Below are 14,929 nucleotides of genomic sequence, written 5' to 3'. Positions count from 1 at the left end.
TTAGAGAATTGACGGCTGGTGAAAGTCAATCAAATCTGCTTCTGAACTCGCCTCAGAGTTGCAGTTGCGTTAAAGCTTCTGTCGCATGTCTGCGTTAAAGATATTAAGTGAGCGTACGAACAGCATGTTACGCTAACAAGGGTGGTACCGCGGGAACCAAAAAATCTCTCGTCCCTTTCCAGGGATGAGGGTTTTTTGTTGATTTTAGAAAAATCTGAATTCTTGCAGTGGTCATCTAAGCAGATAAAGCCGTACATATTAAAGGAGGTTTTCACATTGAGTTTTCAGCATCGGGAAATTGAAAAGAAGTGGCAGGATTATTGGCTGACACATAAAACATTCGCCACATCTGACTCGGAAGATAAACCGAAGTTTTATGCACTTGATATGTTTCCATATCCATCAGGAGCAGGGCTTCATGTCGGGCACCCTGAGGGCTATACAGCAACGGATATTTTATCACGCATGAAACGCATGCAGGGATATGATGTTCTTCATCCAATGGGATGGGACGCATTTGGTCTCCCAGCAGAACAGTATGCACTTGATACAGGAAATGATCCGGCGGCTTTTACAGAAGAGAACATCAATAACTTCCGCCGCCAAATTCAATCACTAGGGTTCTCGTATGATTGGGATCGAGAAATCAACACGACAGATCCGAATTACTACAAATGGACACAATGGATTTTCTTAAAATTGTACGAAAAAGGATTGGCCTATATCGATGAAGTACCAGTGAACTGGTGCCCAGCGCTTGGCACAGTGCTTGCAAATGAAGAAGTCATTGATGGAAAAAGTGAACGCGGAGGGCATCCTGTTGAAAGACGTCCTATGAAGCAGTGGATGCTAAAGATTACAGCATATGCGGACAGGCTGTTAGAAGATTTAGAGGACATTGATTGGCCTGAAAGCATCAAAGATATGCAGCGTAACTGGATCGGACGCTCTGAAGGTGCGCACGTTCATTTTGAAGTAGAAGGACATGACGAACAGTTTACGGTTTTCACAACGCGTCCTGATACACTATTTGGCGCAACATATGCAGTGCTTGCACCAGAGCATGCACTTGTTGAAAAAATTACATCAGATGCTCAAAAAGAAGCTGTCAAAGCGTATATCAAAGAGATTCAATCAAAGAGTGACTTAGAGCGGACAGATCTTGCTAAAACGAAGACAGGTATTTTCACAGGAGCGTATGCCATCAATCCTTTAAATGGTGAAAAGATGCCGATCTGGATTGCCGATTACGTGCTGGCGACTTATGGAACTGGAGCCATTATGGCGGTTCCGGCCCATGATGAACGTGACTATGAATTCGCCAAAACCTTTGATCTTCCAATTAAAGAAGTTGTAGAAGGCGGAGACATTGAGAAAGAAGCCTACACAGGTGATGGAAAGCACATTAACTCTGATTTCCTAAATGGCTTAGGAAAAGAAGAAGCGATTGAAAAAGCGATTGCATGGCTTGAAGAACATCAAAAAGGTGAAAAGAAAGTCACATATCGTTTAAGAGACTGGCTGTTCAGCCGTCAGCGCTACTGGGGTGAGCCGATTCCAATCATTCATTGGGAGGACGGAACATCTTCAGCTGTTTCAGAAGAAGAGCTTCCACTGATCTTGCCTAAGACGACAGAGATTAAGCCAAGTGGTACAGGTGAATCACCATTAGCCAATATTAAAGACTGGGTTGAGGTTGTAGATCCTGTTACAGGTAAAAAAGGCCGCCGCGAAACGAATACAATGCCGCAATGGGCAGGCAGCTGCTGGTATTTCTTACGTTATATTGATCCTCATAACACAGAAGAGCTTGCCTCTCCTGAGAAGCTGAAGAAATGGCTTCCAGTTGATGTGTATATCGGCGGAGCAGAACACGCTGTACTGCATCTTCTATATGCGCGCTTCTGGCATAAGTTCTTGTATGATATCGGTGTTGTTCCAACAAAAGAACCTTTCATGAAATTGTTCAACCAAGGTATGATTCTTGGGGAAAACAATGAAAAAATGAGTAAATCAAAAGGAAATGTGGTCAACCCGGATGATATCGTAGAATCTCATGGTGCGGATACATTACGACTTTATGAAATGTTCATGGGACCTTTAGATGCGTCAATTGCTTGGTCTGAAACAGGACTTGATGGCGCTCGTCGTTTCCTTGATCGTGTATGGCGTCTCTTTACAAATGAAGATGGCTCACTCAGTGATAAAGTGACAGAGCAATCTGGCGGCGCATTAGAACGCAGCTATCATGAAACAGTCATGAAGGTAACGGATCATTATGAAGGCTTGCGTTTCAATACAGGCATTTCACAATTAATGGTGTTTATCAACGATGCCTATAAAGCTGATACACTGCCGAAAGAATATGCAGAAGGCTTTGTAAAGCTTCTTTCTCCAATTGCACCGCATTTAGCAGAAGAGCTTTGGAATAAACTTGGTCATGAAGGATCTATTTCTTATGAAGCATGGCCTCAATATGATGAGTCAAAACTTGTCGACGATGAAGTAGAAATTGTCGTACAGCTTAACGGTAAAGTAAAAGCAAAATTAACCGTTCCTGCTGATGCAACAAGGGAGCAGTTAGAAGAGCTCGCGAAAAATGAGGTACGTGTAAAAGAACAGCTTGAAGGGAAAACCATTCGTAAAGTGATTGCAGTTCCTGGGAAGCTTGTCAATATTGTTGCAAACTAATGATGACACCCATCGGTATGAACCGGTGGGTGTTCTTTATTTCCCGGGACATAATTTTGTCGAAAACAAGGTGATTCCCGCATCGGTCTCGTATTTTAACAGGTGATCAAGAAAATGAGGAGTGACGTCAATGGAAAAGGAAAGCAAACGTGAACAACTGCTCAGTCTGTTAGGAGAAATGCCAGAACGTCATCGCGTGGAGGCTTATACGTTAAAAATGGAAGAACGTGAATCATATGTAGTGGAAACGCTCATTCTCTCCATGAATGGTGAAGAGGAAGTCCCTGCTTATTTCGTGAAACCGAAGGATACGGTGAAAAAAAGACCCGTTGTACTGTTCCAGCATTCACATGGCGGGAATTACGTGAATGGGAAGGACGAGCTGTTAAAAGGTGCTCATTATTTGCAAACGCCTTCATATGCAAAAGAGTTTACGTCTAAAGGCTATAGTGTACTGGCCATTGATCATGCAGGGTTCGGTGAGAGAAGAGGAAGAACAGAAAGTGAAATTTTTAAGGAAATGCTTTTAACAGGAAAAGTGATGTGGGGCATGATGCTGTATGAAAGTATGTGTGCGATTGATTATTTGCTGTCTCGATCTGATGTGCTGGCGGACAGGTTAGCTGTCTTTGGGATGTCAATGGGCGGTCTTCTTTCCTGGTGGACGGCTGCACTTGATGAGAGGGTCAGTGTGTGTATTGATCTTTGTGCACAGGTGGACCATCATACATTAATTGAAACGAACAATTTGGACAGACATGGCTTTTATTACTATGTACCGAGCTTGGCGAAGCATTTTACAGCAGCGGACATTCAAGAAATGATTTTTCCAAGACCGCATTTAAGCTTAGTTGGAAAACTTGATCAGCTCACGCCTGCTGAAGGCGTTGGAAGGATTCAAAAGGTATTGAGTCAAACCTATGAAGCTGCTTCATTGAAAGAACGATATCAGCTTACCCGTCTTCATGCAGGTCATTTTGAAACAGCCGCTATGCGACACGAGGCGACACGATTTTTGAAAAAGTGGCTGTAATCAAGAAATGCTTGGACATACTACGTCAAAAGAAAGGAGGAGACAGATGAAAAAAATCACCATCATTGGCGGATGCGGTGTGATTGGACGTCTTTTAACAAAAGCGCTCTCTGATGAGTACAGCGTCACGATTATTGATCTAACAAGCTGTGTAGAAGGAGTCATTTTAGCCGATGCAGCGAATGAACAGAATGTATATGAGGCAATTCCGCGGGATACAGATGTCATCTTGCATCTTCTAAACATGGACATGACGCATGATGTGATGGATCATGAAGAATTTGCAAAAATGACTGATATTTTTTGGAGGTGTACCTATTATATGTTTCGTTCAGCCGCGCGGCTAGGAATTCGAAAAGTCATTTTTGCAAGCAGCAACCATGTGACAGATCGTTATGAAGAGGATGGACGCTCCTTACTTGGGCGGCAGATTACAACTGACGATGTGCCTGCGACTAAAAATGTCTATGGCATTTTAAAATTTGCTTCCGAACAGCTAGGGCGTTTGTTCCACGATCAAACGGGAATGTCTGTCATCAATTTAAGAATTGGAACAGTGGTGACAGATGAGATGACGGCATTACACAAAAAACAAAGAACAAAAAGAACACTGCTGTCACATGAAGATCTTGCAGGTATGATAAAGGCAGCGATTGAAACGAATATCTCCTTTGGGACCTATTATGCTGTATCAGAGAATGAAGAAAAGCCGTGGTCTACTGAGAAAACGAAGCAGGAGTTAGGCTATGAACCAGATGTCAATACGACGGAGATCCTCGGAGACAATGATCAAGCATAGGGCATAATCATGTCATGAGCTAATGATCTTATTCTTTTGTTTCATGAGCATAAAAGCACGGCTGATATGATCTATCCAGTTGGTCTGTCAAAATGATTATAGACGCTTTCTTCCCCCGTTTGTTACATTTTAATCACGATATCGTCACAGGCTGCAGCTTACTTTCAGATGAAATGATAACGCTTTCAAAGAAAGGGCGTGATGAACATAGATCGTTCTATTAAAGGCCGATTGTTCAATTTATTTAATTACTCTTTTCTACTCATGTTCGCATTAATATGTGTGCTTCCGTTCATCCATGTCATTGCCGCCTCTTTTGCAACAGTAGAAGAGGTCATCACGAAGAAGTTTATCTTGTTCCCGACGACGTTTTCTTTAGAGGCATATCGATATATTTTTTCTACAGATATTGTGTATCGCAGCCTCATTGTATCCATTCTTGTGACGCTCGTTGGAACAGCTGTCAGCATGTTTTTGTCCTCGCTTATGGCATACGGGCTGTCTCGCCAGGAGCTAAAAGGCCGAAGAACACTGATGTTTCTCGTTGTTTTCACGATGCTGTTTAGCGGAGGGATGATTCCGACGTTTATTGTGGTGAAAACACTTGGTCTGCTTGATACGTATTGGTCACTTATTCTACCGGTTGCAATCAATGCGTTCAATTTAATCATTTTGAAAAACTTTTTTCAAAACATACCGGCAAGTCTTGAGGAATCAGCGAAGATGGACGGCTGTAACGATTTAGGGATTTTCTTTAAAATTGTGCTGCCACTTTCTTTGCCAGCCATTGCAACCATTTCACTTTTTTATGCCGTGACGTATTGGAATACGTATATGACTGCCATTCTGTATTTAAATGATTCAGTGAAGTGGCCGATTCAGGTGCTGCTGAGACAGATTGTCATTGTCTCAAGCGGAATGCAGGGAGATATGTCGGATATGGGCTCATCCACACCACCGCCAGACCAGACGATTAAAATGGCTGTGATCGTTGTGGCAACCATTCCGGTTCTGCTTGTCTATCCATTTATTCAAAAGCATTTCAACAAAGGGGCATTACTAGGTTCTGTAAAGGGTTAAAAAGATGGAACAACGGAGGGATCTTATGGGGAGAAAGAAATTATGGCTGATTGCGTTTGTCCTGTTATTTGCAGCAAGCGGTATTCTGTCAGCGTGTTCAAGTAAAGGGGCAAACTCATCAGATGAGAAGGTTGATTTAGACAAAAAGGTAAAGCTGACATGGATGGCGATTTTATATCATCAGCAGCCGCCGAAGGATTCCGTTTTAAAAGAGATTGAGAAGCTCACAAATACAGAGCTTGATATTACATGGGTGCCTGATGCTGTGAAGGAAGATCGGTTAAATTCCGCACTTGCAGCAGGGAATTTGCCGCAAATTGTGACGATTCAAGACATTAAAAATTCGTCTGCGATTAATGCGTTCAGATCAGGCATGTTTTGGGAAGTCGGTCCGTATTTAAAGGATTATCCAAATTTAAGTAAGATGAACGAATTGATTAATAAAAACGCCTCTATAGACGGGAAGCTTTATGGCATCTATAGAGAGAGACCACTTTCAAGACAAGGGATTGTCATTCGAAAGGATTGGCTTGAAAATTTAAATTTGGATACACCAAAAACATTGGATGATCTATATGAAGTAGCCAAAGCCTTTACTGAAAAAGACCCGAATCAAAATGGAAAAGCGGCTACAATTGGCTTTACGGATCGGAACGATTTAATTTATGGCGCATTTAAAACACTTGGTTCATATGAAGGAATGCCCACAGACTGGAAAGAAGAAAACGGGAAATTCACGCCAGACTTTATGACGGATGAGTACATGAATACAATGAAATACATGAAAAAGCTGCGCGACAATGGCTATATTAACAAAGACTTCCCAGTGACAAGCAAAACACAGCAGCAGGAATTATTCTCACAAGGAAAAGCAGGCATCTATGTTGGAAATATGGTAGATGCCGTGAACCTGAGAGATGATGCGACAGATAAAAACATGAAAGTAGATATTATCAACCGAATCAAAGGCCCAGATGGCAAAGAACGTGTGTGGGCATCAGGTGGTCATAATGGCATCTTCGCATTCCCTAAAACAAGCGTGAAATCAGAGGCAGAATTAAAGCGGATTTTGGCCTTCTTTGACCGCATTGCCGAAGAAGATGTATATGGTCTCATGACGTACGGTATAGATGGCCAGCATTATAAGAAAGAAGAAGGAAATACATTTGTCAGGGAAGAAAGCCAAGTGAAAAGCTGGCAGACAGATGTACAGCCGCTTGTCAGTCTTGTAGGAATTGATAAACGTTACTTGAAAAATAAAGGGGATGCAGTTCGTTCTAAATATGAAGAGCTAGAAGAAGACAATCAAAACATCATCGTTGCCAATCCTGCTGAAAGCCTGTATTCAGAAACAGCATCAGAGCGTGGAAACGAATTGAAGAAAATCATCGATGATGCGACGTATAAGTTCATTCTTGGAGACATCAGTGAAGATCAATTTCAGAAGGATGTAGAGAAGTGGAAATCCAATGGTGGGAATAAAATCATAGAAGAATATGAAGCTTCCTTTAAAAAATCAAAATGACCAATAGGAACACCCCCGCAAAGCAAAAAAGCGGGGGTGTTTTCATTAAAAGTCGAAGTTATCTGGATCTGGACCTATACGTTTGTTTTCATTTAAGTCAGAAAGACGTTTCATATCTTCATCAGATAAGACAAAATCAAATATATCAGCGTTTTCCTTTAAACGATGTGCTTTCGTTGATTTTGGGATGGTGATGACACCTTTTTGTACATCCCAGCGCAAAATAATTTGAGCAGGTGTTTTACCGTATGTGTCTGCGAGCTCTGTGATCAGCGGGTGATGCAGCAGTTCACCCTGCATCAGCGGTGACCAAGCTTCCATTTGAATGCCATGAGAGTTCAAATACGTAGAGAGTGTTTCCTGCGTTAGTTTTGGATGAAATTCTACTTGGTTGATCGCTGGTTTGATGTCTGCATCTTTTAATAGTTCGTCTAGGTGATGCGGCTGGAAGTTGCTCACTCCGATGGCTCTGACCTTTCCTTCACGATACAAGGTTTCCAGTGCACGCCAAGCTTCTTTGTATTTTCCTTCAACCGGCCAATGGATTAAATACAGATCAAGGTAGTCAAGCTGAAGCTTTTTTAAGCTTTCTTCGTATGCATTTAGGGTAGATTCATATCCTAAATCGGCATTCCACACTTTTGATGTGACAAAGATATCCTCGCGGCGCAGTCCTGTTTCTGCTAAACCAAGCTGTATGCCTCGTCCAACACCTTCTTCATTTCCATAAATAGCCGCTGTATCAATACTGCGATAGCCTAATTGAATGGCTGTTTTGACAGCATCAACTAATTCTGCTCCATCTTCCACCTTGAATACACCAAGGCCAAAGCCTGGCATGAGGACCCCATTGTTTAATGTTTTTGTACTTTGTAAATGTTCCATCATAAAAACTCCTTTAAATGGTTTGTGTTTGTTCTTTTTGTTCCATTTGATAACTGATCATCGTAAGAATGGCTGCGATGAGGACCATGATGCCGCCGACCCAGCCTGTATGCACAAGACCAAGTGTATCTGTCACGATGCCTCCTAAAAATGAGCCGATGGCAATACCGGCATTAAAGGCAGCGATATTCATAGCAGATGCGACGTCGACCGCTCCGGGTGTGTATCTTTCTGCAAAGTCAACGACGGCTACTTGCAGCCCAGGTACATTCATGAAAGCAAACAGTCCCATCAGAATGACGGTTCCAATGCCTAACACTGTGAATCCAGCAGTGAAGCTAAGGATAAACAAGATAATGCTTTGGATGATAAACATATAGATCAGTGCTTTCATTGGCTGTTCATTAGCAGCTTTTCCGCCAATGACATTTCCGGCTGCGATCGTGATTCCGTATAAAAGCAGGATCAAGGCCACAGCCCCAGGCGCAAGACCTGTCACATGCTGCAAGAGAGGAGATAAATACGTGAAGACGACAAAGGTTCCTCCATACCCTGTGGCTGTAATGACGAATAAAAGCAAAATTCTTTTTGTTTTTAATAGAACAGCTTGATCTTTAAAAGATGTTTTCACCCCCTGCTTTAATTGAGACGGCACAAGAAAATAGTTGGTTATCAGTGCGATCAGACCAATGATCACAATCACACCAAATGATGTCCGCCAGCCGAGCTCGTGACCAAGAAATGTCCCGAATGGCACACCTGTCACAGTCGCTACTGTTAAACCAGTGAACATAAAGGCAATCGCGCTTGCCCGTTTTTCTTTCACGACAAGGCTTGCAGCAATCGTAGAGCCGATAGACATGAAGATTCCATGGGACAAGGCTGAAATCACCCGGCCGATTAACAGCACTGAAAAAGTCGGGGCAATGGTGGCAAGTGTATTACCAATCAAAAAGACGAGCATAATGAGCAAAAGCAATGTCTTTCTTTTCATCGTGGAAGTAAGGGAAGTCAATATAGGCGCGCCAAATGTCACACCAAGTGCATATAAAGAGACAGTCCAGCCTGCCTGACTGACGCTCACTCCAAAGTCCTCTGAGATCATTGGCAAAAGACCGACACTAATGAACTCAGTTGTTCCTATAGCAAAAGCACTAATCGCTAGTGCGAGAAGAGCAAAATGGTTTTGCTTTTTCTTCATAAGTAAGTTCACATCCTTCTGTGATGACATTTTGATAGACGAAGCCGACCGGCAAGAGTTATTATCTAACATAGATGACGAAAAAAAAAGTACGTACTTTTTTGTAATATAGGTACTAAAAAGTGCCTGTTCGTACAAAGAGGAGTGAACATTCGATGGAAAAGAAAAAATATAATATCTCTGTGGAAGCAACGCTTGAGGTCATAGGCGGGAAGTGGAAGTGTGTGATTTTATGTCATTTGACACACGGGAAAAAACGGACGAGCGAATTGAAGCGGCTCATGCCAAACATCACACAAAAAATGCTCACGCAGCAGCTGAGAGAGCTTGAAAGTGATGGGGTCATTAACCGGATCGTCTATGAACAGGTGCCGCCTAAAGTGGAATATGAATTAAGTGAATACGGACAGTCGCTCGAAAGAATTCTCAATGCGCTATGCGATTGGGGGGCAGCTCATATTGAACGTGTGTATGGAGAGCCGCTTTCCGTGCTGGAAGACAGCATCTTAAATGAACAGTTTAAATAAAAGAGTCCCGCTTTCTTGTGAGAGCGGGACTCTTTGTCTTACATGCCTTTTTTCTGGTCGCGGTATTTCCCAGGAGTAGTACCTTCCAGCTTTTTAAAGGACCGAATGAAATTTTGCGGGTTTTTATATTTCAGTTTTTCCGAAATTTCTTTGACGGACATATCGGTTTCTACTAGCCAGTTTTTAGCGACATGGTGTCTGTAGGAAGAGAGATATTCACTAAAGGAGATATCCATTTCCTTTCTGAAAATGCTGCTTAAATAATTGGGATTGTAATGCAGACGTGTGGCGATTTCATCCAATGTGAGATCTGAGTCGAATTCTTGATGAATAATATGAATGATTTTTTCTGAGATGTTTTTGTATTGTGAGTCTTCACGTGCAGCAAGCTGGTCAATAATTGGCCGAATGATTTCATGTTTCAGCCATGCTTCCGTATCTTCAAAGGTTTTAAATTCAAAAATCGTATCATAGAGCATTTTGTTATCTTCAACCTCAAATAATTCAATGCCCAGCAAATGCATCAGCTCAATTAAATTGTTTAAGAAACGAGCGAGGGCGATATGGTATTCGTGCGGTCCTGCATTTTTAGAAAAAATGGATTGCAGGAGCACATGTAAATAGTGATCCGCTTTGCCTTGATCTCCAGCTTTCATCGCATCAAATAAATCATGCTGCAGCTGCTTTGGAAAATGGGTTTTGAACGTCTTTCCTTGCTGGATATGCTCATATAAGATAATAGACTTTTTCTCTGCTTTGAGTCTGTATTTTAAGGCTTCTTTTCCTTCAATGTAAGCATGTTTTGCCATCGTGAGTTCCTTAAACTGGCGGCTGATCCCAATGCTGATCGATAAACCGAGCTCTTCTTCAATACGCTGCTGAATGCTTTCTGCTAATTGATTTAAATATTCAGTAAACTCTTCATCTGACTTTGAGTGGTTGAGGATAATCGTTGTTTGATGCTGATTGACAACGGTTGGCTGAAGGTGCTCCTCTTGCGGAATAATCTGCTCGATCAGTCCATTGATCGCAAATAAAAGCAAGTCAGCATCTTTTTTTTCATAAGGTGTTCCTTTTAACGTATCGATTTGGGTCACAAGCATAGACAAATGAGACCAGCCCTGAGGAAAGCCTAAGCTTTGGAACCGGTTGTTAACTTCTTCATCTGTCAGCTTTCCAAGCAGCAGCCGTACCATAAAGTATTGCTGTAAGTGTGTCACTTGCTGCTCAATCCGTTCCTCTAAATCATTGTTTTGATCTTTCATTTGTTTAATACTCGATTCAATCAACTCAAATTCATTTTGAAAAGGCTGTTTTTGCAAAAATGATTCATTACGTGCAAATGACTCGTATAATAAGCGGATTGGTTTATAAAAGTGTCTGGAACCAAACCATGAAAATAGTAATGAAAGCGCTAACAAAATGGTGCAGATAATAAAGGTAATCCACCCAATTGATTTCGTTTGCTGTTTAAGCTCTGGAATAGAAACGAAGGATAGGTACGTCCATTCATTATAATCTGATTTTTGAAATGTGATTTGATAGTTGAGTTCGTCGATCTTCATATCAAATTGCCCTGATCGTTTTTCAAGTGAGAGCACATGCTTGACGAAATCCTGATGTTTCAGCGATTCACCAATTTGTTCTTTGCGGTTATGTAGCAGCACTTTTCCGTTGGTATCGATGACAAACATACTATCTGATTGAGAGAAGTCAGGCATGTTATCAGCAATTACGCAGCTTGGAATGCTGGCGACAGCGATTCCCTTTTTTTGAACGCTGTTCATAGGCAGTTGTTTGATTAAATTCACATTGTACTTACAAAAGGATGCTTTTCCTTCTTTTGTCGCAACAAGTGGATTATTCTCTTCAAGTGCCCAGCTGGAGTGACTTGGTATATTGAGGTAAGAGGTCAGCGCTTTTTCTTGGTCTTCGCTTGTGACATGATAAAGCCCCGAATTGTTCATGTACCAGTCTTCCATTTTACTGACGAGTGTAATATTGGAAAGGTCGGTGTCAAAGGTTTGCAGGTAGTTCAGTTCCTGCTGTACTTGATTATAAAGCTGAAATTGGTCTGGATTTAAAGGTTCTGCCAGTGTTTGAAGGAGAGGCGGCGAACTGACATAGTGAGTGAGAGAATGATCAACAGTTTTTAAAATATGCTCAATATTGGATTGCGTTTGTTTGACGCTGTCGAGCTTTTCATTTGAGATATTTTCAAGTGCTGTTTTTTGCGAATGCTGATAAGAAAAAATGCCGACAATGATAACAGGAATCGTACTAAGTATGAAAAAAAACGTCACTAGCTTGTAATAAAATTTGTACTGCCTTCTTTTCATAAAACCCCCCATTTCAAACAAAACAATCTTTTCCCCTTAATTTATTAATCCAAAAATCTGGTAGGTTTGTCAATAATCATTTTCTGAGATTAGGATCATTTTCTTATGTTTTATGTAACGTTTTGATCAGCATCACCTATGAAAATATGATCTGTTGATATGATTGTAGACGGATTTTTCATCCTTAAGATACAGTTAACACATGCATTAGCATGAGGGGAGGCTTTATCAATGAAAACAGAGGATGTCACTGCCAAGGGTGTGCCTGCGGCAGCTTTGAAAAGCGAAAAAAGAAAGCGCTTACTTAATCAATTGCTAAGTCAAAAGTTTTTGTATTTAATGATTTTGCCGGGGCTCATTTATTTTATTGTTTTTAAATATGTGCCAATGTGGGGGCTCATCATTGCCTTTCAAGATTACCAGCCGTTTCTCGGCATTCTTGGCAGTGAGTGGGTTGGCTTCAAACACTTTATTCGATTGTTTACAGAACCAACATTTTTCATCTTATTAAAAAATACACTGATTTTATTTGCCATGAATGTCGTGATTTTCTTTCCAATTCCGATCTTATTAGCGCTTCTTTTAAACGAAGTGAGATTGGCATTGTTTAAGAAATTTGTACAGACGATGATTTATATTCCTCACTTCATGTCATGGGTGATTGTCGTGTCCTTATCTTTTGTTTTGTTAACAGTAGATGGCGGGTTAATGAATGAATTGATTGCTTTCTTTGGTGGAGAAAAGATTAACTTCCTTCTTAGTCAGGAATGGTTTAGACCGATGTACATTTTACAGGTCATCTGGCGGGAAGCAGGATGGTCAACAATCATTTACCTTGCGGCGATTACAGCGGTAGATCCGCAGCTATATGAAGCAGCAAAAATGGATGGGGCCGGGAGACTGAGACAAATGTGGCACATCACACTTCCTGCCATTAAAAGTGTCATTGTGGTTCTGCTTATTTTAAAAATCGGTGATACGCTTGAGCTTGGCTTTGAGCATGTCTATCTATTACTGAACGCAACGAACCGGGAAGTAGCAGAGATTTTTGATACGTACGTTTATACAGCAGGTCTTAAGCAAGGACAATTCAGCTATAGTACCGCTGTTGGTTTATTTAAAGCAGCTGTTGGACTTATTTTGGTCATGCTGGCAAACCGTTTAGCGAAGAAATTCGGGGAAGAAGGTATTTATTAAAAAGGGAGATGAGGAAGAATGACTTTATCGATTGAAAAGGGATCACCGCTTGAGCATGCAGAGAAATTAGCACAAACCATTATGAAAGCGTATACACCAATTGAGCTGCCGCCAGCTGGAAGATGGCATTATCATCAAGGCGTTTTCCTTTGCGGCGTCATGAAGCTATATGAGGCAACAGGGAACGAGGCGTATTTCGATTATGTGAAAAACTATGCGGACTCCCTCATTGATGAGTACGGTAATCTGTTATTTCGCAGGGATGAGCTTGATGCCATTCAAGCAGGACTCATTTTATTCCCTCTTTACGAACGAACGAGAGAGAAGCGGTATGTGCTGGCGGCGGAGAAGCTGCGCGGACTATATCGTACGCTAAACCGCACGTCTGAGGGCGGATTTTGGCATAAAGACAATTATGCTTATCAAATGTGGCTCGATGGTCTCTACATGGGCGGTCCTTTTGCCTTAAAGTATGCTCGGCTTAAAGGTGAAGAGTCACTAGTGGATATGGTCATCCATCAAGAGCATCTCATGAGAAAGCATACGAAAGATGAACAAACAGGTCTGTATTATCACGCGTGGGATGAACGAAAAACGATGCCATGGGCTGATCAAAAGACCGGCTGTTCCCCAGAGTTTTGGGCAAGATCGTTTGGCTGGTATGTCCTTGCATTAGCAGATATGATCGAGGACTTGCCCGAGCAGCATGAAAGGCGGAAGGTGTGGAAGGAAACGCTGACAGACATGCTGGAAAGTGTGGCAAAGTACCAGGATCAAAAGACAGGTCTCTGGCATCAAATCATTGATAAAGGAAATCACAGTGACAATTGGCTTGAAAGCTCGGGGTCGTGTTTATTCATATACGCCATGGCAAAGGCCATGAATGAAGGGTATGTGAGCCTCCGTTATGTTGATCATGTGGTCAGAGCATATCAAGGCTTGATTCAGCATAAGACGGCTGAGAAAGAAAATGGTGATTTTACTATCAATGATATTTGTATTGGAACATCTGCGGGATTTTATGATTACTACGTTGGAAGAGAGCGGAGCACTAATGACTTGCACGGGGCAGGCGCTTTTATTATGGCGTTAACTGAGCTAGAAAAGCTGTCTGTTTTTCAAAAGGCATGAGGAGGCAAAAAAGAGCCGTCGTATGGCTCATCAGTTTCATCGCTGCCATTTGTTTATCTGCCTGTCAGGGGAAAACAAACGGGATCGATGTCCTGATTTTTTCTGATATGTCAAAGGGGATGAAGGATCAATTAGTGGAGAAGGCTTTTCAGCCGGAACAAGAGACGTATAGCGTCCACATCTTTCCGGCGATTCCTGAAAAGCTTCTTGTTGAAATTACCTCAAAAGAGGGGGACGTGATGTTTGTTCCAGAAGAAATGTTTAGAACGTATGATGATCCTGAAAGCTTTCAGCTGCTGGAAGAGATGGAAATAGGCGGTCAAGCAGCAGGACCATATACGGTCGAGGACAAAAAGACAGGGAAAACGGTCGATTATGCGGTTCAAATCAATAAAGGAAAGAAAAAACTCAACGGCTATACCTTTCAATTACACCGGGATATGGTCGCTTTCATTCCCATGTATGCTGATAAGACGGAAGAGGCGCTGTCTCTTATGAAACAGCTTCGTGAAAACCAATAG

General features: G+C 41.8%; 12 protein-coding genes and 1 other annotated feature (1 of these 13 cut by a window edge). Of the genes, 9 read left to right on the top strand and 3 right to left on the bottom strand.

Translation table 11 applies throughout. The features are described from left to right. Nucleotides 1-179: a binding site (T-box leader), on the top strand; it begins 43 nt to the left of the window's first position. 97 nt (nucleotides 180-276) lie between these two features. The 5 genes from leuS (at nucleotide 277) to MHB69_RS13880 (ending at nucleotide 7,128) form a co-directional block, all read left to right on the top strand. Next, the gene (leuS, locus tag MHB69_RS13900; RefSeq protein ID WP_342495694.1) at nucleotides 277-2,691 is read left to right on the top strand and encodes a leucine--tRNA ligase; all 2,415 of its coding nucleotides are present in this window, start codon (nucleotides 277-279) and stop codon (nucleotides 2,689-2,691) included. 130 nt (nucleotides 2,692-2,821) lie between these two features. After that, nucleotides 2,822-3,724: a dienelactone hydrolase family protein gene (locus MHB69_RS13895; protein ID WP_046312137.1), complete on the top strand. Its 903-nt coding sequence runs from the start codon at nucleotides 2,822-2,824 to the stop codon at nucleotides 3,722-3,724. Nucleotides 3,725-3,770: 46 nt separating this feature from the next. Further along, nucleotides 3,771-4,523 carry an NAD(P)-dependent oxidoreductase gene (locus MHB69_RS13890; protein WP_342495693.1) on the top strand — a complete coding sequence of 251 codons (753 nt, stop codon included), beginning with the start codon at nucleotides 3,771-3,773 and terminating at the stop codon, nucleotides 4,521-4,523. A 219-nt stretch (nucleotides 4,524-4,742) separates the two neighbouring features. Beyond that, a complete protein-coding gene (locus MHB69_RS13885; protein ID WP_087976618.1) occupies nucleotides 4,743-5,603 on the top strand; it encodes a carbohydrate ABC transporter permease in 861 nt (286 codons plus the stop codon). Nucleotides 5,604-5,628: 25 nt separating this feature from the next. Then, complete coding sequence (locus tag MHB69_RS13880; RefSeq protein ID WP_342495692.1) at nucleotides 5,629-7,128, top strand: extracellular solute-binding protein; 1,500 nt, start codon at nucleotides 5,629-5,631, stop codon at nucleotides 7,126-7,128. Nucleotides 7,129-7,173: 45 nt separating this feature from the next. Here the strand turns inward: MHB69_RS13880 and MHB69_RS13875 are convergent, their stop codons facing one another. Then, the gene (locus MHB69_RS13875) at nucleotides 7,174-8,016 is read right to left on the bottom strand and encodes an aldo/keto reductase (RefSeq protein ID WP_034279459.1); all 843 of its coding nucleotides are present in this window, start codon (nucleotides 8,014-8,016) and stop codon (nucleotides 7,174-7,176) included. A 10-nt stretch (nucleotides 8,017-8,026) separates the two neighbouring features. Continuing rightward, a complete protein-coding gene (locus tag MHB69_RS13870) occupies nucleotides 8,027-9,214 on the bottom strand; it encodes an MFS transporter (protein ID WP_342495691.1) in 1,188 nt (395 codons plus the stop codon). 155 nt (nucleotides 9,215-9,369) lie between these two features. Here MHB69_RS13870 and MHB69_RS13865 point away from each other — a divergent pair, with 155 nt between their 5' ends. After that, complete coding sequence (locus MHB69_RS13865) at nucleotides 9,370-9,741, top strand: winged helix-turn-helix transcriptional regulator (RefSeq protein WP_003217763.1); 372 nt, start codon at nucleotides 9,370-9,372, stop codon at nucleotides 9,739-9,741. 38 nt (nucleotides 9,742-9,779) lie between these two features. On the opposite strand, the gene MHB69_RS13860 is transcribed toward MHB69_RS13865, so the two are convergent. Continuing rightward, nucleotides 9,780-12,080 carry a helix-turn-helix domain-containing protein gene (locus tag MHB69_RS13860; protein WP_034280716.1) on the bottom strand — a complete coding sequence of 767 codons (2,301 nt, stop codon included), beginning with the start codon at nucleotides 12,078-12,080 and terminating at the stop codon, nucleotides 9,780-9,782. 231 nt (nucleotides 12,081-12,311) lie between these two features. Between MHB69_RS13860 and MHB69_RS13855 the strand changes: the two genes are divergently transcribed. Genes MHB69_RS13855 through MHB69_RS13845 form a run of 3 tightly spaced genes read left to right on the top strand, consistent with a single transcriptional unit; the run spans nucleotide 12,312 to nucleotide 14,929 of the window. Continuing rightward, entirely contained in the window at nucleotides 12,312-13,277 is a 966-nt protein-coding gene (locus MHB69_RS13855; RefSeq protein WP_024424886.1) for a sugar ABC transporter permease, read from the top strand. Between the two features lie 18 nt (nucleotides 13,278-13,295). Then, the gene (locus MHB69_RS13850; RefSeq protein WP_342495690.1) at nucleotides 13,296-14,408 is read left to right on the top strand and encodes a glycoside hydrolase family 105 protein; all 1,113 of its coding nucleotides are present in this window, start codon (nucleotides 13,296-13,298) and stop codon (nucleotides 14,406-14,408) included. Then, nucleotides 14,405-14,929: a lipoprotein YteS gene (locus tag MHB69_RS13845; protein ID WP_342495689.1), complete on the top strand. Its 525-nt coding sequence runs from the start codon at nucleotides 14,405-14,407 to the stop codon at nucleotides 14,927-14,929. Before MHB69_RS13850 ends, MHB69_RS13845 begins: the two co-directional genes overlap by 4 nt.

Source organism: Bacillus sp. FSL K6-0994 (genome assembly GCF_038630815.1).
Lineage (GTDB): Bacteria > Bacillota > Bacilli > Bacillales > Bacillaceae > Bacillus > Bacillus safensis.
Note: the sequence above shows the minus strand (reverse complement) of the source record. Positions and strands in the feature narration are given on the sequence as shown.